Source organism: Enterobacter sp. N18-03635 (assembly GCF_004006055.1).
In the GTDB taxonomy this organism is placed as follows: domain Bacteria; phylum Pseudomonadota; class Gammaproteobacteria; order Enterobacterales; family Enterobacteriaceae; genus Enterobacter; species Enterobacter vonholyi.
This window is the reverse complement of sequence record NZ_CP034769.1, coordinates 1,936,989-1,956,173: the sequence shown is the minus strand read 5'-3', so window position 1 is coordinate 1,956,173 and position 19,185 is coordinate 1,936,989. Positions and strand designations below refer to the sequence as shown.

Here is a 19,185-nt window from a genome sequence, read left to right as displayed (position 1 = left end):
CATTTTTATGCGCCTGAGCGAAATAATTATTCTGGATTTTGACCTTTCATAACAGGAAGCCAATGGAAAAGAAACTTGGCCTGAGTGCTCTGACTGCACTCGTTTTAAGCTCAATGCTGGGTGCGGGCGTATTCAGTTTGCCGCAAAATATGGCGGCAGTCGCGAGCCCTTCTGCGCTCATCATTGGCTGGGGCATTACGGGTGTCGGAATATTGCTGCTGGCCTTCGCTATGCTGCTGCTCACCCGCATTCGCCCGGATCTGGACGGCGGTATTTTCACCTATGCGCGTGAAGGTTTCGGCGAGCTGATTGGCTTCTGTTCCGCGTGGGGATACTGGCTGTGTGCCGTTATCGCCAACGTCTCCTATCTGGTAATCGTCTTCTCGGCGCTCAGTTTCTTTACCGACACGCCTGAGCTGCGCCTCTTTGGCGACGGAAATACATGGCAGTCTATTGTGGGTGCCTCGGTGTTATTGTGGTTCGTCCACTGGCTGGTGTTACGTGGCGTACAAACGGCCGCCAGCATCAACCTGGTAGCGACGCTCGCGAAGCTGGTTCCGCTCGGCCTGTTTATCGTTCTGGCCTTCATTGCGTTCCGTATGGACGTGTTTAAGCTTGATTTCAGCGGCGTTGCGCTGGGCGTCCCCGTCTGGGAGCAGGTGAAAAACACGATGCTGATTACCCTGTGGGTGTTCATCGGTGTAGAAGGCGCGGTCGTGGTTTCTGCCCGAGCCCGAAATAAACGCGATGTGGGCCGCGCCACGCTGCTGGCCGTACTCGCTGCGCTCGGGGTCTATCTGCTGGTAACGCTGCTGTCGCTGGGCGTGGTGGCGCGTCCTGAACTGGCTGAAATGCGTAACCCGTCAATGGCAGGGCTGATGGTGAAAATGCTCGGCCCCTGGGGCGACGTGGTGATTGCGGCTGGCCTTATCATCTCCGTCTGCGGCGCGTACCTGAGCTGGACCATCATGGCGGCTGAAGTGCCTTTCCTGGCCGCGACGCACAAAGCGTTTCCACGCCTGTTCGCCCGTCAAAACCAAAACAGCGCGCCGTCGGCATCGCTCTGGCTGACCAACATCAGCGTTCAGGTCTGTCTGGTGCTGATCTGGCTCACAGGTTCACACTATAACACCCTGCTGACCATCGCCTCGGAGATGATTCTGGTACCCTATTTCTTAGTGGGTGCGTATCTGTTAAAAATTGCCACACGCCCGGCGCATTATGTTGTGGGTGTCGGAGCCTGTATTTACGGCCTGTGGTTGTTGTATGCTTCCGGTCCTATGCATCTGCTACTGTCGGTAGTGCTGTACGCACCGGGTCTGCTGGTGTTTATCTATGCCCGCCGCACGCATCAGCTGGAGAACGCGCTGAAACGCCGTGAGATGGCATTGATTGGACTGTTACTGGTTGCTGCCCTACCGGCAACCTGGATGTTAATGGGATAGCATCGCCTTTCCCATTGTTGAACTGTAAAGGAGAATACGATGGGAAATGCACCGCTTCGCCCAATACTGATTACCGGTGGAGGCCGCCGTATCGGCCTCGCCCTCGCCCATCACTTTCTCAACCTTCGCCATCCGGTCATTGTCAGCTACCGTACGGAATACCCGTCGATTGAAGGGTTACGCAAAGCGGGGGCGGTCTGCATTCAGGCTGATTTTTCAACCGATGAAGGCATTCTGGCTTTCGCGGAAACGGTAAAAGCCACCACGACGGGTCTGCGCGCCGTGATCCATAACGCCAGCGCATGGCGTGCCGAAAAACCCGGTACGTCACTTAGCGAAACGCTCTCCTCCATGCTGCAGATCCACGTCAATGCCCCTTATCTGCTTAACCACGCTCTGCAGGACCTGCTGCGCGGCCACGGGCACGCTGCGGGCGACATCATTCATTTCACCGATTATGTAGTGGAGCGCGGCAGCGACAAGCACATCGCCTACGCGGCCAGTAAAGCCGCGCTGGATAACATGACCCGCTCGTTTGCCCGCAAGCTCGCCCCGGAGGTGAAGGTGAACGCCATCGCCCCGGCGATGATTTTGTTTAACGAAAACGATGATGCAGAGTATCGCCAGCAGGCGCTGAATAAGTCGCTCATGAAAATCGCCCCCGGCGAGAAAGAGGTCATCGACCTCGTGGATTACCTGCTCACCAGCTGCTACGTCACCGGCAGAACCTTTGCCGTGGACGGTGGCCGTCCGCTGCGCTAGTGAAAGCGAATAACAGCCAGAATTACGGAACCGGCGTTAATTTAGAAAGATTAATGGAAGGTTAAGGTTTCGCGGTGTATGTTGGCTTTTTTCACGAAAACAGACGCTGTATGAATAAGATTGTTTATGTTGAAGACGAACCCGAAGTCGGGCAGCTGATCGCCGCCTATCTGGGTAAACATGATATGGACGTCATTGTTGAACCTCGCGGCGATCGTGCCGAAGAGGTGGTCGTCCGTGAAAACCCGGATCTGGTGCTGCTGGATATCATGTTGCCAGGCAAAGACGGCATGACGCTCTGCCGTGACCTGCGCGCCCGGTGGGAGGGCCCTATTGTCCTGCTCACCTCGCTGGACAGCGATATGAACCACATTTTGTCGCTGGAGATGGGTGCCAATGACTACATTCTGAAAACCACACCGCCTGCCGTCCTGCTTGCTCGCCTGCGCCTCCATTTACGCCAGCACGCCAGTATCGAACGCGAAGCACCGGCGCCGTCTCTGACGCCGCACAAAGCGATGCGCTTCGGGACGCTGTCTATTGATCCGATTAATCGTCAGGTGCTGCTCTCTGGCGAACTTATCGCCCTTTCTACCGCAGATTTTGACCTGCTGTGGGAGCTGGCAACGCATGCCGGACAGATTATGGACCGTGACGCGCTGCTGAAAAACCTGCGTGGCGTGAGCTATGACGGAATGGACCGCAGCGTTGACGTGGCGATTTCGCGTCTGCGCAAAAAACTGCAGGATAACGCCACCGAGCCCTACCGCATTAAAACCGTGCGTAATAAGGGTTATCTGTTTGCCCCACATGCGTGGGAAACCTGAGAAGATAACCTGAAAGAAATGAAGGCATTGCGCGACGATGCCTTCTCTTTCGTATGTTTATTTTTACGTTTGCGCAACAATTTACTTGCTAAGCACGCGAACTATTCCATAATTACCTTCTCGACTCTCCTTTCTTCAGCTCGCCCCGCTCTTGCGATCGTTTTACTCATTTTCGCCGTGAAGCTTTCACGACATCTCTCCAATAAATCTTGAAATGAGGATTTAAGCCCATGACATATGTATAGCTACGGTCAGGTAGAAGCGATAAAAACCAATCTTGAGTGGATTGTTAATCAGGCAACCCTTAACCACGTCTCCCCCTCACGAACCGATCAAAAAGCGCTCTTTGACCTGCTGGAACTCATCCAGTCTTACGAAATACTGCTGGACCTCATCAGCGAATACGGGACGGATGTGATTGATACGCATATTGCTGAAGGACTGGCGATGACCGAAAAACTCATCGCCAAGGTAAAAAACAGCGCGAAAGCCATATAACACGCTCGACAGACGTGAAAAACTCGAAGGGTTTTCATGTATATTCTGCACATAGCGTTTTTGCGGTGAGATCCAATGAAAAAGCTGTTTGTGCAGTTTTATCTTTTACTGTTTGTCTGCTTCCTGGTGATGACCATGCTGGTCGGGCTGGTTTATAAATTTACCGCCGAACGTGCGGGCAGGCAGTCGCTGGACGATCTGATGAAAAGCTCGCTCTATCTGATGCGCAGCGAGCTAAGAGAGATCCCGCCACACGACTGGGCGAAAACCCTGAAAGAGCTGGATCTGAATCTGTCATTCGATTTACGCATCGAGCCGTTGAAAGATTTCGATCTGGACCCGCCCGCCATGCAGCGTCTGCGCGACGGGGACATCGTCGCGCTGGATGAGAAATACACCTTTATCCAGCGTATTCCTCGCAGCCATTACGTGCTTGCCGTCGGGCCGGTGCCCTATCTCTATTATCTGCACCAGATGCGTCTGCTGGACATGGCGCTGATGGCCTTTATCGCCATTTCGCTCGCTTTTCCGGTTTTTATCTGGATGCGCCCCCACTGGCAGGACATGCTGAAACTGGAATCCGCCGCGCAGCGTTTTGGCGAAGGGCATTTCACCGAACGTATTCACTTCGACAGCGGTTCCAGCTTTGAACGCCTTGGCGTGGCCTTTAACCAGATGGCCGATAACATTAATGCCCTGATAGCCAGTAAGAAACAGCTGATCGACGGGATTGCACATGAGCTGCGCACGCCGCTGGTGCGCCTGCGCTATCGTCTGGAGATGAGCGAGAATCTGACGGAAGCGGAGTCTCAGGCTCTGAACCGCGATATTGGCCAGCTCGAAGCGCTGATTGAGGAGCTGCTGACCTATGCGCGCCTCGATCGCCCGCAAAACGAACTGAACCTCAGCACGCCGGATCTGCCCGCGTGGCTGCAAACCCATATTGACGATGTTCAGAGCGTAAACCCGCAGCGCACGCTGTTAACGCGCGTCACGCCGGGTGATTACGGCGCGCTTGATATGCGCCTGATGGAGCGCGTGCTGGACAACCTGATGAACAACGCCATGCGCTACAGCGAAAGTACGCTGCAGATTGGGCTGGATTTGCAGGGAAACCAGGCCAGCCTGACGGTAGAGGATGACGGACCGGGGATTGCCCCGGAGGCACGCGAAACCGTGTTTGAACCGTTTGTCCGCCTCGATCCCAGCCGCGATCGCGCCACCGGAGGATGCGGCCTGGGGCTGGCCATTGTCTACTCTATCGCCCAGGCCATGGGCGGTACGGTGCATTGCGAGGAGAGCGAGCTCGGCGGCGCGCGCTTCTGCTTTAGCTGGCCGGTGTACCATAACATCGCCCTTCCCGTCCCTGTCTGACTTCAAGCGCACGCTGGCCTGACCCGGCGTGCTGTGCTATATGATAAGTATGTTGTAACTAATGAGAGTATTTATGGCGACCTACGATCTCATCGAACGGCTGAACAGCACGTTCCGGGAAATAGAACACGAGCTGCTAACCCTGACAGAACGTTTGCAGACCTGCCGCCTGCTGGCCGCGCGCGTATTTACCCTGCCCGAGGTGGTCAAAGGAGCCGAGCACGATCCGCTGGACACCATCGACGTGAAGCAGCACATCGGCAAGGCCGCACTGGAGCTGGCGATGAAGCACTATCGCCATTTTTTTATCCAGCAGCAGTCTGAACAGCGCAGCAGCAAAGCGGCGGTGCGGCTGCCCGGCGTGATCTGCCTGCAAACCGATGCCGCAGCGCGCGACGCGCTGGAAAGCCAGATTACCCATATAAACAGCCTGAAAGCGGTATTTGAGAAAATCGTTACCGAAGAGTCGGGCCTGGCCCCCGCCGCCCGGTTTGAGTGGGTGCACCGTCAGCTTCCGGGGTTAATTACCCTGAATGCCTATCGCACGCTGACGGTACTGCGTCATCCCGCCACGCTGCGCTTCGGCTGGGCGAATAAGCACATCATTAAAAACTTCACCCGGGATGAAATTCTGGCGCAGCTGGAAAAGAGCCTGAAGACGCCGCGCACCGTCGCGCCGTGGTCGCGTGAGCAGTGGATTGAGCGCCTCGAACAGGAGTACCACAGCATCGCCTCGCTGCCGGCGGATACGCGCCTCAAAATTAAGCGCCCGGTGAAGGTTCAGCCTATCGCCCGCGTCTGGTATTCCGGCCAGCAAAAACAGGTGCAGTATGCCTGCCCAACGCCGCTGATTGCGCTCTATGATGACGATCGGGGGGCAATAGTGCCGGATATTGGTGAATTGCTGAATTACGATGCTGAAAATGTCCAGCACCGTTACCGACCTCAGGCGCAGCCGCTTCAGCTGATTATTCCGCGGCTGCACCTGTACGTAGCGAGTTGATTATTTCAGGCTGCCAACCATCGCCTCGGGACGTACCCAGGCATCGAACTCCGCCTCCGTCAGATAGCCCAGCGCCAGGGCGGAGTCTTTCAGCGTCAGCCCCTCCTTATGCGCTTTTTTGGCGATCTCGGCGGCTTTGTCGTAGCCAATATGGGTATTGAGCGCGGTCACCAGCATCAGCGATTCGTTCAACAGCTGGCTGATGCGCTCGCGGTTTGGCTCGATCCCCACCGCGCAGTGTTCGTTAAAGCTCTCCATGCCGTCCGCCAGCAGACGAATCGATTGCAGAACGTTGTGGATCACCATCGGGCGATAGACGTTCAGCTCGAAGTTGCCGGACGCACCGCCTAGGTTGACGGCCACGTCGTTGCCCAATACCTGGCAGCAGAGCATGGTCATGGCCTCGCACTGGGTCGGGTTGACTTTACCCGGCATGATGGAGCTGCCCGGCTCGTTTTCCGGAATGCTGATTTCACCGATGCCGCAGCGCGGGCCCGAGGCCAGCCAGCGCACGTCGTTGGCGATTTTCATCAGCGAGGCCGCCAGCCCTTTCAGCGCGCCGTGGGTGTGGACCAGCGCATCGCAGGTCGCCAGCGCCTCGAACTTGTTGGGCGCCGTGACGAACGGCTGCCCGGTGATGTTTGCCAGCTCCTCCGCCACGCGCACCGCATACTCCGGATGGGTGTTCAACCCGGTCCCAACCGCCGTCCCGCCGAGCGCCAGCTCCGCCAGATGCGGCAGGCTGTTCTCAATATGCTTCAGGTTGTGTTCCAGCATCGCCACCCAGCCGGAAATCTCCTGGCCGAGCGTCAGCGGCGTGGCGTCCTGCAGGTGCGTACGGCCAATTTTGACGATGTCGCGGAAGGCCTGCGCCTTCTCGTTGAGCGTAGACTTCAGGACGTTGAGCTGCGGGATAAGCTGCTCGCGGATAGCAATCACCGCCGCCACGTGCATGGCCGTCGGGAAGACGTCGTTAGAACTCTGGCTTTTGTTGACGTCATCGTTCGGGTGAACCTTGCGCTCCATGCCGCGCACGCCGCCCAGCAGTTCGCTTGCCCGGTTCGCCAGCACTTCGTTCATGTTCATATTGCTCTGGGTGCCGGAACCGGTCTGCCAGATAGCGAGGGGAAATTCATCGGGATGCTTGCCCGCCAGCACTTCGTCGGCGGCGTTGATGATGGCGGTCGCTTTGTCTGCCGTCAGCAGGCCTAAATCCTGGTTCACTTTCGCGGCTGCACGTTTGGTGAGCGCCAGCGCCTGAATCAGCGAGACGGGCATTTTTTCAGTCGAGATACGGAAATGCTCCAGCGAACGCTGGGTTTGCGCGCCCCATAGCTTGTCGGCCGGGACGTCGATGGCGCCCATCGAGTCTTTCTCATGGCGTACCGTGGTCATTACTTTCTCCTTGATAACAAAAGAGGGATAGCTCACATGCTTAAGGGATAAGTATTGATGACTTCTGAGAAACGTTATGGCGCTTTGTGCGCTCTTTTTGATGTCGGGTGTCGGCTGCGCCTTACCCGACCTACGAAAATCCAGGCCGGGTAAGCGTCAGCGCCACCCGGCAATTTACAGATTTACTTCACACACGCCGAACACTGGGACGACTGGATCTGCTTGAAGAAGTCGTTGCCTTTGTCATCCACGAGGATGAACGCCGGGAAATCTTCCACTTCAATTTTCCAGATTGCTTCCATACCCAGTTCCGGGTATTCCACGCACTCCAGGCTCTTGATGCTGCCCTGCGCCAGAACCGCAGCCGGGCCGCCGATGCTGCCGAGGTAGAAGCCGCCGTGCTTGTGGCAGGCGTCCGTCACCTGCTGGCTGCGGTTGCCTTTCGCGAGCATGATCATGCTGCCGCCGTTGGCCTGCAGCTGGTCAACGTACGAGTCCATACGGCCCGCCGTGGTTGGGCCTAACGAGCCAGAGGCGTAGCCTTCAGGCGTTTTCGCCGGGCCCGCGTAGTAGATCGGGTGATCTTTAATGTACTGCGGCAGCCCTTCGCCGTTGTCCAGGCGCTCTTTCAGCTTCGCGTGCGCGATGTCGCGGCCCACGATAATCGTGCCGTTCAGGGAGAGACGGGTCGAGACCGGATACTGCGAAAGCTGCGCCAGAATCTCTTTCATCGGACGGTTCAGGTCAACGCGGACCGCTTCCCCCTCGCCCGCTTTGCGCAGCTCTTCCGGAATGTATTTGCCCGGGTTGTTTTCCAGTTTTTCGATCCACACGCCTTCGCGGTTGATCTTCGCCTTGATGTTGCGATCCGCAGAGCAGGAGACGCCCATCCCGACCGGACAGGAAGCACCGTGACGTGGCAGACGGATCACGCGCACGTCGTGGGCAAAGTATTTGCCGCCAAACTGCGCGCCAAGACCCAGGTTACGCGCTTCTTCCAGAAGCTCCTGCTCAAGCTGAACGTCGCGGAACGCCTGGCCGTGCTCGTTACCTTCGGTTGGCAGGCCGTCGTAGTATTTGGTTGAGGCCAGCTTCACGGTCTTCAGCGTGCTTTCAGCCGACGTGCCGCCAATCACAAACGCGATATGGTACGGCGGGCACGCCGCGGTACCGAGGGTGCGCATCTTCTCAACCAGGTAGTTCTTCAGCTTACCCGGGGTGAGCAGCGCTTTGGTTTCCTGATAGAGATAGGTTTTGTTGGCCGAACCGCCGCCTTTGGCGATACAGAGGAATTTGTACTCATCCCCGTCGACGCTGTAGAGGTCAATCTGTGCAGGCAGGTTGGTGCCGGTGTTGACCTCTTTATACATGTCCAGCGCCGCGTTTTGCGAATAGCGCAGGTTGTCTTCGGTGTAGGTGTTATAAACGCCGTGTGCCAGCGCCGCTTCGTCACCGCCGCCGGTCCAGACGCGCTGCCCTTTTTTACCGACGATGATCGCCGTGCCGGTATCCTGACAGGTTGGCAGAATGCCTTTCGCCGCGATATCAGAGTTACGCAGGAACTGCAGGGCAACGTACTTATCGTTTTCGCTGGCTTCCGGGTCGCTCAGAATATCGGCCACCTGCTGCTGATGCGCAGGACGGAGCATAAACGAGGCGTCGTGGAAAGCGTGCTGCGCCAGCAGCGTCAGCGCCTGCGGATCCACCTTGAGGATCTCTTGTCCTTCAAATTCAGAGACGGAGACGTGATCGCGGGTTAACAGGTAATACTCGGTCTGATCCTTACTGAGGGGGAAAGGATCCTGATAATGGAAGGGTTTATTCGACATTGGTCTCTCACTTACTGCTTCGGTCTGTTTATTCAGGGCAGATGTTCCGCTGCCCGGCTTAAAAGCGAGTCAGCTTATCCTACACAATTTTTTAACAAAAATTGAGACTAGTACGACTTTTTACATCCACAGGTTACTTCCATGAGGTTTATTGCTTTAATACCCGGAGTTAATTCCACAATTGAATCAGGGCTTGATAATGCAAAAACTCATTAACTCAGTGCAAAACTACGCCTGGGGAAGTAAAACTGCGTTAACGGATCTCTACGGTATCGCGAACCCGAACAACCTGCCGATGGCGGAACTGTGGATGGGTGCGCACCCGAAGAGCAGCTCAAAAATTGAAGACGCCAGCGGCCAGGTACGCAGCCTGCGAGACGTGATTAATGCCGATAAAGCCGCGCTGCTGGGTGACAAAGTCGCTCAGCGCTTTGGCGAACTGCCGTTCCTGTTTAAAGTTTTGTGCGCTGACCAGCCGCTCTCCATCCAGGTTCACCCGAACAAGAAAGCCTCAGAAATCGGGTTTGCGAAAGAGAACGCGGCGGGTATTCCATTAGATGCTGCCGAGCGTAATTACAAAGATCCTAACCACAAGCCGGAACTGGTGTTCGCGCTGACGCCGTTCCTGGCGATGAACGCGTTCCGCGAGTTTTCAGAAATTATCTCCCTGCTGCAGCCGGTCGCGGGTGCCCATAAAGCCATCGCGCATTTCCTTGAAAACCCGAACGCCGATGCGCTGAGCCAGCTGTTTGCCAGCCTGCTGAATATGCAGGATGAAGAGAAAACCCACGCCCTGGCGGTGCTGAAAGCCGCCCTGGACAGCCAGCAAGGTGAACCGTGGGAGACCATCCGCCTTATTGCGCAGTTCTATCCTGACGACAGCGGCCTGTTCTCCCCTCTGCTGCTGAACGTGGTGAAGCTCAATCCGGGTGAAGCGATGTTCCTCTTCGCGGAAACCCCGCACGCCTACCTTCAGGGCGTGGCGCTGGAGGTGATGGCCAACTCCGATAACGTGCTGCGCGCGGGCCTGACGCCGAAATACATCGACATCCCTGAGCTGGTAGCCAACGTGAAGTTCGTGGCGAAACCTGCCGCGGAGCTGCTGACTCAGCCGGTGAAAAACGGCGCAGAGCTGGACTTCCCGATTCCGGTTGAAGATTTTGCCTTTTCCCTGCACGACCTGAGCCAGGCCGAAACCACCATCGCGCAGGAGAGCGCGGCGATCCTGTTCTGCGTGGAAGGCGAAGCGACGCTGCACAAAGGCGAACAGCGTCTGGTGCTTAAGCCCGGTGAGTCAGCCTTCGTTGCAGCCAATGAGTCTCCGGTTAGCGTAAGCGGCACCGGTCGCCTGGCGCGCGTTTTCAATAAGCTTTAACCACTTACTGAATTTTTTAACAACTCTTGCTAAGCTAGTTGCAGGCTTAATATCTCCAGGCGGTTTTACCGCCTGGTTTCATTTTAGGGATAGTCGCAATGAAAAAATCGGTCGTAGCGGTTGGAGTGATTGTAGCGTTAGGCGTGGTCTGGACGGGTGCTTCCTGGTTTACCGGGAAACAGCTGGAAGGCCGTCTGGCTGAGATGGTGGCGCAGGCTAACGGAGAGATTAAGCGCAGCGCGCCGGAGGCGGGCCTTGAGCTGAGCTACCAGAACTATCACCGCGGCGTGTTTACCAGCCGCATGCAGCTGGTAGTGAAGCCGGTTGCCGGTGCTGCAAACGGCTGGCTGAAACCGGGCCAGAGCGTGGTGCTGGACGAGGTGGTGAGCCACGGTCCCCTGCCGCTGGCGCAGCTGAAGTCCTTTAACCTGATCCCGTCGATGGCGTCCGTCCATACCGTGCTGGTGAATAATGACGTCACCAAACCGCTTTTTGACCTGGCGAAGAATGAATCGCCTTTCGACATTAATACCCGCATTAGCTATTCCGGTGACACGAGTTCCGATATTGCTCTGAAAGCGCTGAACTACGAGAAAGAGAATGAGAAAGTCGCCTTCAGCGGCGGTCACTTCAAACTCGATGCTGACCGCGATGGAAACGTGTTCTCCCTGACGGGTGAAGCGGAAAGCGGCCTGGTCAATGCCGTTAACGAATATAACCAAAAAGTTCAGCTCACCTTCAATAACCTGAAAGCCGACGGTAACAGCCGCATGACCGATTTCCAGGAGCGTATCGGCGATCAGAAACTGTCTCTCGACAAAGTCGCCATTGCTGTTGAAGGAAAAGAGATGGCCGTGCTGGAAGGCATGCACGTCAACGGAAAATCCGACGTTTCTAAAGATGGTAAGAGCATCAATACCCAGCTGGATTACACGCTGAAGAGCCTGAAAGTGCAGAATCAGGATCTGGGCACCGGCAAACTGTCGCTGAAGATCGGCAATATCGACGGTCAGGCGTGGCACGAGTTTAGCCAGAAATACAGCAAAGAGAGCCAGGCGCTGCTGACCGATGCCGCACTGCAGCAAAACCCGGAAGTCTACCAGCAGCAGGCGATGGCGGTGCTGTTCAACAACCTGCCGATCCTGCTGAAAGGTGAGCCGGTGGTCACCGTTGCGCCGCTGAGCTGGAAAAACAGCAAAGGCGAAACCAGCTTCAACCTGTCGCTGTTCCTGAAAGATCCGGCCACCGCAACGGGTGAACCGCAGACGCTGGCGCAGGAAGTGGATCGCAGCGTGAAGTCGCTCGACAGCAAGCTGACCATTCCGATGGATATGGCGACCGAGTTCATGACCCAGATTGCGAAGCTGGAAGGCTACGGCGATGAAGATGCCGGCAAGCTGGCGAACCAGCAGGTGAAAGGTCTGGCGGCAATGGGCCAGATGTTCCGCATCACGAAGGTGGACAACAACGCGATTTCCACCAGCCTGCAGTACGCCAACGGCCAGGTCACGCTCAACGGCGACAAAATGCCGCTGGAAGACTTCGTCGGCATGTTTGGTATGCCTGCTCTGGGGATGCCGGAACCGGCTGAACCGGCAGCGCCAGCCGAACCGGCGGCACCGCAGCAGTAAACAGCAAAACCCCTCGCATGAGGGGTTTTTTATTGCCGGGTGGCGCTGACGCTTACCCGGCCTACGATCCCGAGCCGTTGTAGGCCCGTGCAAGCGCAGCGCCGCCGGGCGTGACCTCAGCGCGGCAGGTAAGGTTCTCTGACAAAGTCAGCCAGGAGATAAACCAGGTCATGTAATAAGCCAGTAAGTTCTTGCGAGACAGCACTTGCCAGAGTCTGGCTCAACAATGCCTGATTAAGTGCCTGAGCATATCCCACTAGCATCGCAGTATCTTGCCAGCAATCCGGAACACAGGATTGCGCAGGTAACGCGGTACTCAGTCGCTCTACCAGATGAGGCGGTAAATCTTCATCGCATCGGTTTTTTAGCTCATCGAGAGTAAAAGCCAGACGGCCACACAGCGCTAAGCGCTCTGCTTTGTTTTGGGTTTCCAGCAGCACGTTAACAAAAGCGCAGCAGCAATCCGTCAGTTCGAAGAGATCCAGCGTTGAGAATATTGGCAGCTCAAGTAGTTGGCATGCAATACTGTCGGTAGAATGGGGGTGAGCAAGGGTTGGTATCGTAGCCATATGGCAGCCTCCGTGTGATGTTTTAAGGCCACCGTCTAAGTTTCCACGCTCAGAGGGTGGCGGCGCTGACAGGGGTGGAAACTGAATCACACGGTCTTCAGCCAGTCTTTCGACTGCCCTATCAGCGCCACCGTTGATTTTACAAGGTTATGCGCTGCCCCGACACTAAAACTGTGTCGTCGTGTGATAGATCAGGTTTCCACGCCTGACTGCGGAATTTGCCGCAGTGGGGGAACTGTAAGCTCGTTATAGGTGGAAATAAATAATGAATTCGGGTTTACATGGTGTTTCTAACAGGTTTGCGAGGATGCTTCCAGATATGGAATACTTCGTTTTTCATACTTGAAAAATGATGAGCATTTTTAATTTCCAGCATTACATTTCAGTCATAAGTAAAAAGGAATAAATCGATGGATGATTTTCTGAATGAGTTTACGTCTGATGAAGAACGCGCCAGACACCTGGAAAATTTGCTAATTGATGTTGCTCGCGGTGGGCCTCGGGATAATAGTGAATGTTTCATCTCTCTCAGGTCTCACTTCGTTCAAAATTCCGCACTAAAATCCCTTCTCCCAGCTTTTGTTAGAGAATGCAGAACTCTTAAACAGTTTTGGGGATTCATACAGCCAGCATACTCATCCTATAGAGAACGCGAAAATTTCATTTCAACTGAATTCACCCCTCTTTTTGATTTTTTCGAAGGGGTCAATACAACACCAATAGATATTCATATCACTGATGGTTTGAGGAGTTACGACGAACGGGGGGTAAATGAGGCTTGGACGAAGGCTTTAGAACGCAGGAACTCAGACCCAGAAGGAGCTATCACTTCCGCCAGAACCTTAGTTGAAACTGTATGTAAACATATACTCGATGACTTAAAAATTCCTTATGACCGTAATTTTGACATGAGTGAATTGTATAAACTAACTTCCAAAGAGCTAAATTTAGCCCCTGACCAGCATGGAGAGCAGATCTTTAAGCAAATACTGAAAGGATGCTCATCAGTTGTTAATGGTCTCGGCACGCTGAGAAATAAATATGGTGATGCGCATGGGATAGGTAAAAAACCACCTAAACCAGCAGATAGGCACGCTCTTTTAGCTGTTAACCTGGCCGGAAGCATGGCTGTTTTTTTGATTCAGACGTGGCAAAAAGTATCGAACGACCAGTACCAAGGTTGATGGTTAATGGAATATAAAACATGCATTTATATATTCCTGTATTGAAATGCCCGGGAAGTTTAGTGTCGGTGATATTTTAGCCGGGTGGCGGCTACGCCTTACCCGGCCTACGATTCCGGGCCCTTGAAGGCCCGTGCAAACGCAGCGCCGCCGGGCGACATTATTTCACCGGCACCAGGCGCGCCGCCACAATCTGGTGCCCGGCCTGCACATCCGTATTTTCGATACGCTGCATGATTCTGTCCGCCAGGGTGTAACCCATCTCCCGCGCGGGGGTAGTGGCCCAGACGATCGGCAGATCGTCCAGCGCGTTTTCACCGACGTCGGCGAACGCCCCCAGCGCCACCTGGTGGCCGAAGAAGGTTTCCACCCCGCCCTCGCCGCTCTGACGCCCGGCGCGGATCAGGCCAAACCAGGCCCCCATAGCGATCACATCGTTATAGCAAATCACGGCGCTGATCGTCGGGCTGCTTCGCAGCAGCGCGCCTATCGCTTCCGCCGCCATCTTCTGGCTGGACTCACACTCCACGACCCACTCGCTGTGGAACGGCAGGCCGTATTTAATCAGCGTCGCACAGTAGCCGCCGACCCGCTCGGCGCGGGTCAGGGACGAGCTTTTCCCGCCCAGCCAGGCAATGCGCTGATGACCGCGACGAATAAGATGCTCGGTCAGCATTTGCGCGGCCTGCATGTTATCCGGACGCAGCGTATCGGCTTCGTCGAGGTAGCTGGCGCGCGAGGCAAACACCAGCGGCACGCCTTTTTCGGCGGCACGCTCGCACAGCTCGCTGCCCACGCCCGACGCCCCTGCGACGATCACCCCGTCCACCCCCTGGTTCAACAGCATATCGAGCCGGGAAAGCAGCTGATCGGCTTCGCGGCCGCCGTGAAGCAGAAAGACCATCCGCCCCTGCGCTTCAAGCGCTTCGGTTAACCCGGCCGTCAACTCCGCATAGAACGGTGACGTCAGGTCACGAACGATCAGGCCAATCACCCCGCTTTGCCCCCCGCGCAGCGCCGACGCCTGGCGGTTACGCACAAAGCCCAACTGTTCAACCGCCTCGTTCACCCGCTGACCGGTCGCGGGAGAGATGCGCCCTTTTCCGCTCAGTACCAGAGAAACGGTGCTGACGGAAACCCCCGCCGCCAGCGCGACATCGTTGATGGTGACTTTTTTCGCTACGGCCATGTGTTGGCGTGACTCCCTGAAAATGAGATCGGTAAAACGTTTTATCAATACGTTATCTTTATACTACCAGTCAAAGCCTGAGAATGTGATTTAGCGCGCACTAAACTTTGATAAAACGTTTTATCTTCTCGCAGCATTGAGGCAGACAAACTGATTTTAACAATAAAGGAGTCGTTTTATGACGGCGAAAGCAGCACAAAAAATATCGCTGTGGGAATTTTTCCAGCAACTGGGTAAAACCTTTATGCTGCCCGTGGCACTTCTCTCGTTCTGCGGGATTATGCTGGGGATCGGCAGTTCACTCAGCAGTAAAGACGTCATTACGCTGATCCCGTTCCTCGGCACCCCCGTGCTGCAGGCGATCTTTATCTGGATGAGTAAAGTCGGCTCCTTTGCATTTAGTTTCCTTCCCGTGATGTTCTGTATCGCTATCCCGCTGGGCCTGGCCCGCGAGAACAAAGGCGTCGCGGCGTTTGCCGGTTTTGTGGGTTACGCGGTGATGAACCTGGCGGTTAACTTCTGGCTGACCGCGAAAGGCATTCTGCCGACCACCGACGCTGCCGTGCTGAAAGCTAACAACATTCAGAGCGTGATCGGTATCCAGTCTATTGATACCGGGATCCTCGGTGCAGTGATCGCGGGCGTGATTATCTGGATGCTGCACGAGCGCTTCCACAATATTCGTCTGCCGGATGCCCTGGCCTTCTTCGGCGGTACCCGCTTTGTGCCGATTGTGACCCTGGTGGTCATGGGTCTGTTTGGTTTGATCATTCCGCTGATCTGGCCGGTCTTTGCGATGGGCATTAACGGTATTGGCCGCATCATCAACGGCGCGGGAGAGTTTGGTCCGATGATCTTCGGCACCGGCGAGCGTCTGCTCCTGCCGTTTGGCCTGCAGCATATCCTGGTGGCTCTGATTCGCTTCACCGAAGCGGGCGGCACCATGGAGGTGTGCGGTCACGATGTAAGCGGCGCGCTGACCATCTTCCAGGCGCAGCTGAGCTGCCCGACCACCCACGGCTTCTCCGAAAGCGCAACCCGCTTCCTGTCTCAGGGTAAAATGCCAGCCTTCCTCGGCGGCCTGCCGGGTGCCGCGCTGGCGATGTACCACTGCGCGCGCCCGGAAAACCGTCATAAAATTAAAGGCCTGCTGATTTCCGGCGTGATCGCCTGCGTCGTGGGCGGTACCACCGAGCCAATCGAGTTCCTGTTCCTCTTCGTTGCGCCGGTGCTGTATCTGATTCACGCTGTGCTGACCGGTCTGGGCTTTACCGTGATGGCGGTGCTGGGCGTTACCATCGGCAACACCGACGGCAACGTGATTGACTTCGTAGTGTTCGGGATCCTGCACGGCCTCTCCACCAAGTGGTATCTGGTGCCGGTCGTGGCGGCGATCTGGTTCGTGGTGTACTACGGCATCTTCCGCTTCGCCATCACCCGCTTTAACCTGAAAACGCCAGGCCGCGATACCGATACGGCCACCAGCGTTGAGCAGGCGGTAGCCGGTACCGTGGGCAAATCCGGCTATAACACCCCGGCAATTCTGGCAGCGCTGGGCGGTGCGGATAACATTACCTCGCTGGATAACTGCATTACCCGCCTGCGTTTGTCGGTGGCGGATATGTCAAAAGTGGACACCAACGCCCTGAAAGCCAACCGGGCCATCGGCGTGGTACAGTTAAATCAGCACAATTTGCAGGTGGTTATCGGCCCGCAGGTACAGTCAGTCAAAGATGAGCTGGCTACCCTGATGCGAACAGTAGAAGCCTGATGCCTCGGCCCCCTCTCCATGAGGGGGTTTTACGTTAAGGATTAAAGCATGTTTGATTTCTCCACCGTCGTGGATCGACACGGCACCTGGTGTACGCAGTGGGACTACGTCGCCGACCGCTTTGGGGCGGCGGATCTGCTGCCCTTCACCATCTCGGATATGGATTTCGCCACCGCCCCCTGCATTACCGACGCGCTGCATCAGCGCATTCAACACGGCGTGTTCGGTTACAGCCGCTGGAAAAACGACGAATTTCTCGCCGCCGTCGCGCACTGGTTCCAGCAGCGTTTTAACAGCCGGATTGATACCGAAACCGTGGTTTATGGCCCCTCCGTCATCTACATGGTCTCTGAACTGATACGTCTCTGGTCAAACCCCGGCGACGGCGTGGTGATACACACCCCGGCATACGATGCGTTTTATAAGGCCATAGAGGGTAACGCGCGTCGTGTTGTGGCGGTTGAGATGGAAAAGCAGGCAGCAGGCTGGCAGGGCAATATGGCGGCCCTCGAAGCGGCGCTTGCGAAACCGGAAAACAAAATTTTGCTGCTGTGCAGTCCGCAGAATCCGACCGGCAAGGTCTGGACGCGGGATGAGCTGACGCACATGGCGGAACTGTGCGCACGCTATGACGTGGCGGTGATCAGCGATGAAATTCATATGGATATGGTGTGGGGAGAGCATCGTCACACGCCGTGGATCGCGGTGGCGCGCTGGAAATGGGCGCTTCTCACTTCCGGCTCGAAAAGCTTTAATATTCCAGCTCTTACGGGCGCTTACGGCTTGATTGGCGATGAAGAGAGCCGTAACGGTTATCTCAGCGCGCTAAAAGGACGGGACGGACTCTCTTCCCCTTCCGTGCTGGCGCTGACGGCGCATATCGCCGCCTATCAGCAGGGGGAGCCGTGGCTGGATGCCCTGCGGGGTTATCTCGAAGCAAATTTGTCGTATATCGCGCAGGAAGTAAACCACGCTTTTCCGAAACTGAACTGGCAGCCGCCGGAAGCGACCTATCTGGCCTGGATCGATCTGCGCCCGCTGAACATTGACGATCGGGCGCTGCAAAAAGTGCTGATCGAGCAGCAAAAGGTCGCCATCATGCCGGGATATACCTATGGAATAGAGGGAAATGGCTTCGTACGCCTGAATGCGGGCTGCCCGCGAAGCAAGCTTGAGCAAGGGGTTCAACGCCTGATTGCCGGGATTAATACGCTCCTGTAATCAATTTGCGCAACGGAATATTCCCTTGCGCAAATAGCTTTTTACCCCGTTTTGTTTTTATAATATGGCGCACTTTAACCAGAAAAGAGTGCGACCATGATTGATACACGCCTGCCTTTAACTGATATTCATCGTCACCTTGACGGTAACATTCGTGCCCAAACCATCCTCGATCTTGGCCGCCAGTTCAATTTAACGCTTCCTGCTCAGACCCTTGAGTCCCTGATCCCTCACGTACAGGTGACCTCTAATGAACCGGACCTGGTCAGCTTCCTGAGCAAACTCGACTGGGGTGTGAAGATGCTGGCGTCGCTGGAGGCCTGCCGCCGCGTGGCGTTTGAGAACATCGAAGATGCCGCCCGCAACGGCCTGCACTACGTCGAGCTGCGCTTCTCGCCGGGCTATATGGCAATGACCCACAGCCTGCCCGTTGCAGGCGTCGTGGAAGCCGTCATTGAAGGCGTGCGCGAAGGGTGTAAAACCTTCGACGTTCAGGCCCGTCTGATCGGCATCATGAGCCGTACGTTCGGTGAAGCCGCCTGCCTGCAGGAGCTGGAGGCGCTGCTGGCCCATCGCGATGCCATCACCGCCGTAGATCTCGCCGGTGACGAACTGGGCTTCCCGGGCAGCCTGTTCCTCTCCCACTTCAACCGCGCGCGCGATGCCGGCTGGCACATTACCGTGCATGCGGGCGAAGCGGCTGGCCCGGAAAGCATCTGGCAGGCCATCCGCGAGCTGGGCGCCGAGCGTATCGGTCACGGCGTGAAGGCGGTCGAAGATCGCGCGCTGATGGATTTCCTGGCGGAGCAGCGTATCGGGATTGAGTCGTGCCTGACGTCTAACATTCAGACCAGCACCGTGGCAACGCTGGCGCAGCACCCGCTGAAAACGTTCCTTGAGCACGGCGTGCTGGCCTCTCTGAACACTGACGATCCGGCGGTACAGGGCGTGGATATCATCCATGAGTACAACATCGCCGCACCGCAGGCGGGTCTGAGCCGCGAGCAGATCCGTCAGGCGCAGATCAACGGGCTGGAGAGTGCCTTCCTGACGCCTGCAGAGAAGCAGGCGCTGAAAGATAAAGTGGCTCGCGGTTAACTCCGCTGCCGGGT

At 56.2% G+C, this 19,185-nt stretch carries 16 protein-coding genes; 12 read left to right on the top strand and 4 right to left on the bottom strand.

The features are described from left to right. Positions 1–62: 62 nt before the first annotated feature. From ELK40_RS10115 to tus, 6 genes are all read left to right on the top strand, one after another. Positions 63–1,445, top strand: coding sequence for an amino acid permease (locus tag ELK40_RS10115; protein ID WP_127730554.1), 1,383 nt, complete (start codon positions 63–65; stop codon positions 1,443–1,445). Between the two features lie 39 nt (positions 1,446–1,484). Beyond that, positions 1,485–2,207, top strand: coding sequence for a dihydromonapterin reductase (folM, locus tag ELK40_RS10110; RefSeq protein WP_111965687.1), 723 nt, complete (start codon positions 1,485–1,487; stop codon positions 2,205–2,207). A gap of 110 nt (positions 2,208–2,317) precedes the next feature. Further along, the gene (rstA, locus tag ELK40_RS10105) at positions 2,318–3,034 is read left to right on the top strand and encodes a two-component system response regulator RstA (protein WP_021241154.1); all 717 of its coding nucleotides are present in this window, start codon (positions 2,318–2,320) and stop codon (positions 3,032–3,034) included. A gap of 237 nt (positions 3,035–3,271) precedes the next feature. Beyond that, complete coding sequence (locus ELK40_RS10100; RefSeq protein ID WP_115874885.1) at positions 3,272–3,532, top strand: hypothetical protein; 261 nt, start codon at positions 3,272–3,274, stop codon at positions 3,530–3,532. Positions 3,533–3,607: 75 nt separating this feature from the next. Next, positions 3,608–4,906 (top strand): two-component system sensor histidine kinase RstB, encoded by a 1,299-nt coding sequence (rstB, locus tag ELK40_RS10095; protein ID WP_127730552.1) that lies wholly within the window; start codon positions 3,608–3,610, stop codon positions 4,904–4,906. Positions 4,907–4,979: 73 nt separating this feature from the next. Then, entirely contained in the window at positions 4,980–5,909 is a 930-nt protein-coding gene (tus, locus tag ELK40_RS10090; RefSeq protein ID WP_127730550.1) for a DNA replication terminus site-binding protein, read from the top strand. Here tus and fumC read toward each other — a convergent pair whose 3' ends face one another. Together fumC and fumA are read right to left on the bottom strand one after the other, a co-directional pair. Next, on the bottom strand, positions 5,910–7,304 hold the full coding sequence (gene fumC / locus ELK40_RS10085) for a class II fumarate hydratase (RefSeq protein ID WP_115874882.1): 1,395 nt from the start codon (positions 7,302–7,304) through the stop codon (positions 5,910–5,912). A 182-nt stretch (positions 7,305–7,486) separates the two neighbouring features. Then, positions 7,487–9,133, bottom strand: coding sequence for a class I fumarate hydratase FumA (fumA, locus tag ELK40_RS10080; RefSeq protein WP_024909338.1), 1,647 nt, complete (start codon positions 9,131–9,133; stop codon positions 7,487–7,489). A 199-nt stretch (positions 9,134–9,332) separates the two neighbouring features. Here fumA and manA point away from each other — a divergent pair, with 199 nt between their 5' ends. Together manA and ELK40_RS10070 are read left to right on the top strand one after the other, a co-directional pair. Beyond that, the gene (gene manA, locus ELK40_RS10075; protein ID WP_127730547.1) at positions 9,333–10,508 is read left to right on the top strand and encodes a mannose-6-phosphate isomerase; all 1,176 of its coding nucleotides are present in this window, start codon (positions 9,333–9,335) and stop codon (positions 10,506–10,508) included. 98 nt (positions 10,509–10,606) lie between these two features. Further along, positions 10,607–12,139: a YdgA family protein gene (locus ELK40_RS10070; protein WP_127730545.1), complete on the top strand. Its 1,533-nt coding sequence runs from the start codon at positions 10,607–10,609 to the stop codon at positions 12,137–12,139. A 116-nt stretch (positions 12,140–12,255) separates the two neighbouring features. Here the strand turns inward: ELK40_RS10070 and ELK40_RS10065 are convergent, their stop codons facing one another. After that, a complete protein-coding gene (locus ELK40_RS10065; protein WP_115874879.1) occupies positions 12,256–12,708 on the bottom strand; it encodes a hypothetical protein in 453 nt (150 codons plus the stop codon). A gap of 410 nt (positions 12,709–13,118) precedes the next feature. Here ELK40_RS10065 and ELK40_RS10060 point away from each other — a divergent pair, with 410 nt between their 5' ends. After that, positions 13,119–13,892 (top strand): abortive infection family protein, encoded by a 774-nt coding sequence (locus ELK40_RS10060; RefSeq protein ID WP_115874878.1) that lies wholly within the window; start codon positions 13,119–13,121, stop codon positions 13,890–13,892. Positions 13,893–14,052: 160 nt separating this feature from the next. On the opposite strand, the gene ELK40_RS10055 is transcribed toward ELK40_RS10060, so the two are convergent. Further along, entirely contained in the window at positions 14,053–15,081 is a 1,029-nt protein-coding gene (locus ELK40_RS10055; protein ID WP_115874877.1) for a Mal regulon transcriptional regulator MalI, read from the bottom strand. 178 nt (positions 15,082–15,259) lie between these two features. On the opposite strand from ELK40_RS10055, the gene malX reads away from it, so the two are divergent. The 3 genes from malX to add all read left to right on the top strand — a co-directional run bounded on the left by malX (position 15,260) and on the right by add (position 19,171). After that, the gene (gene malX, locus ELK40_RS10050) at positions 15,260–16,852 is read left to right on the top strand and encodes a maltose/glucose-specific PTS transporter subunit IIBC (protein ID WP_115874876.1); all 1,593 of its coding nucleotides are present in this window, start codon (positions 15,260–15,262) and stop codon (positions 16,850–16,852) included. A gap of 48 nt (positions 16,853–16,900) precedes the next feature. Next, positions 16,901–18,073 (top strand): MalY/PatB family protein, encoded by a 1,173-nt coding sequence (locus ELK40_RS10045; protein WP_127730543.1) that lies wholly within the window; start codon positions 16,901–16,903, stop codon positions 18,071–18,073. Between the two features lie 96 nt (positions 18,074–18,169). Continuing rightward, positions 18,170–19,171, top strand: coding sequence for an adenosine deaminase (add, locus tag ELK40_RS10040; RefSeq protein WP_127730541.1), 1,002 nt, complete (start codon positions 18,170–18,172; stop codon positions 19,169–19,171). Positions 19,172–19,185: the final 14 nt, after the last annotated feature.

Bases quoted from the DNA above. Each gene is read 5' to 3' on its own strand.
- ELK40_RS10115 (WP_127730554.1), top strand. From the start codon at position 63: ATGGAAAAGAAACTTGGCCTGAGTGCTCTGACTGCACTCGTTTTAAGC.
- folM (WP_111965687.1), top strand. From the start codon at position 1,485: ATGGGAAATGCACCGCTTCGCCCAATACTGATTACCGGTGGAGGCCGC.
- rstA (WP_021241154.1), top strand. From the start codon at position 2,318: ATGAATAAGATTGTTTATGTTGAAGACGAACCCGAAGTCGGGCAGCTG.
- ELK40_RS10100 (WP_115874885.1), top strand. From the start codon at position 3,272: ATGTATAGCTACGGTCAGGTAGAAGCGATAAAAACCAATCTTGAGTGG.
- rstB (WP_127730552.1), top strand. From the start codon at position 3,608: ATGAAAAAGCTGTTTGTGCAGTTTTATCTTTTACTGTTTGTCTGCTTC.
- tus (WP_127730550.1), top strand. From the start codon at position 4,980: ATGGCGACCTACGATCTCATCGAACGGCTGAACAGCACGTTCCGGGAA.
- fumC (WP_115874882.1), bottom strand. From the start codon at position 7,304: ATGACCACGGTACGCCATGAGAAAGACTCGATGGGCGCCATCGACGTC.
- fumA (WP_024909338.1), bottom strand. From the start codon at position 9,133: ATGTCGAATAAACCCTTCCATTATCAGGATCCTTTCCCCCTCAGTAAG.
- manA (WP_127730547.1), top strand. From the start codon at position 9,333: ATGCAAAAACTCATTAACTCAGTGCAAAACTACGCCTGGGGAAGTAAA.
- ELK40_RS10070 (WP_127730545.1), top strand. From the start codon at position 10,607: ATGAAAAAATCGGTCGTAGCGGTTGGAGTGATTGTAGCGTTAGGCGTG.
- ELK40_RS10065 (WP_115874879.1), bottom strand. From the start codon at position 12,708: ATGGCTACGATACCAACCCTTGCTCACCCCCATTCTACCGACAGTATT.
- ELK40_RS10060 (WP_115874878.1), top strand. From the start codon at position 13,119: ATGGATGATTTTCTGAATGAGTTTACGTCTGATGAAGAACGCGCCAGA.
- ELK40_RS10055 (WP_115874877.1), bottom strand. From the start codon at position 15,081: ATGGCCGTAGCGAAAAAAGTCACCATCAACGATGTCGCGCTGGCGGCG.
- malX (WP_115874876.1), top strand. From the start codon at position 15,260: ATGACGGCGAAAGCAGCACAAAAAATATCGCTGTGGGAATTTTTCCAG.
- ELK40_RS10045 (WP_127730543.1), top strand. From the start codon at position 16,901: ATGTTTGATTTCTCCACCGTCGTGGATCGACACGGCACCTGGTGTACG.
- add (WP_127730541.1), top strand. From the start codon at position 18,170: ATGATTGATACACGCCTGCCTTTAACTGATATTCATCGTCACCTTGAC.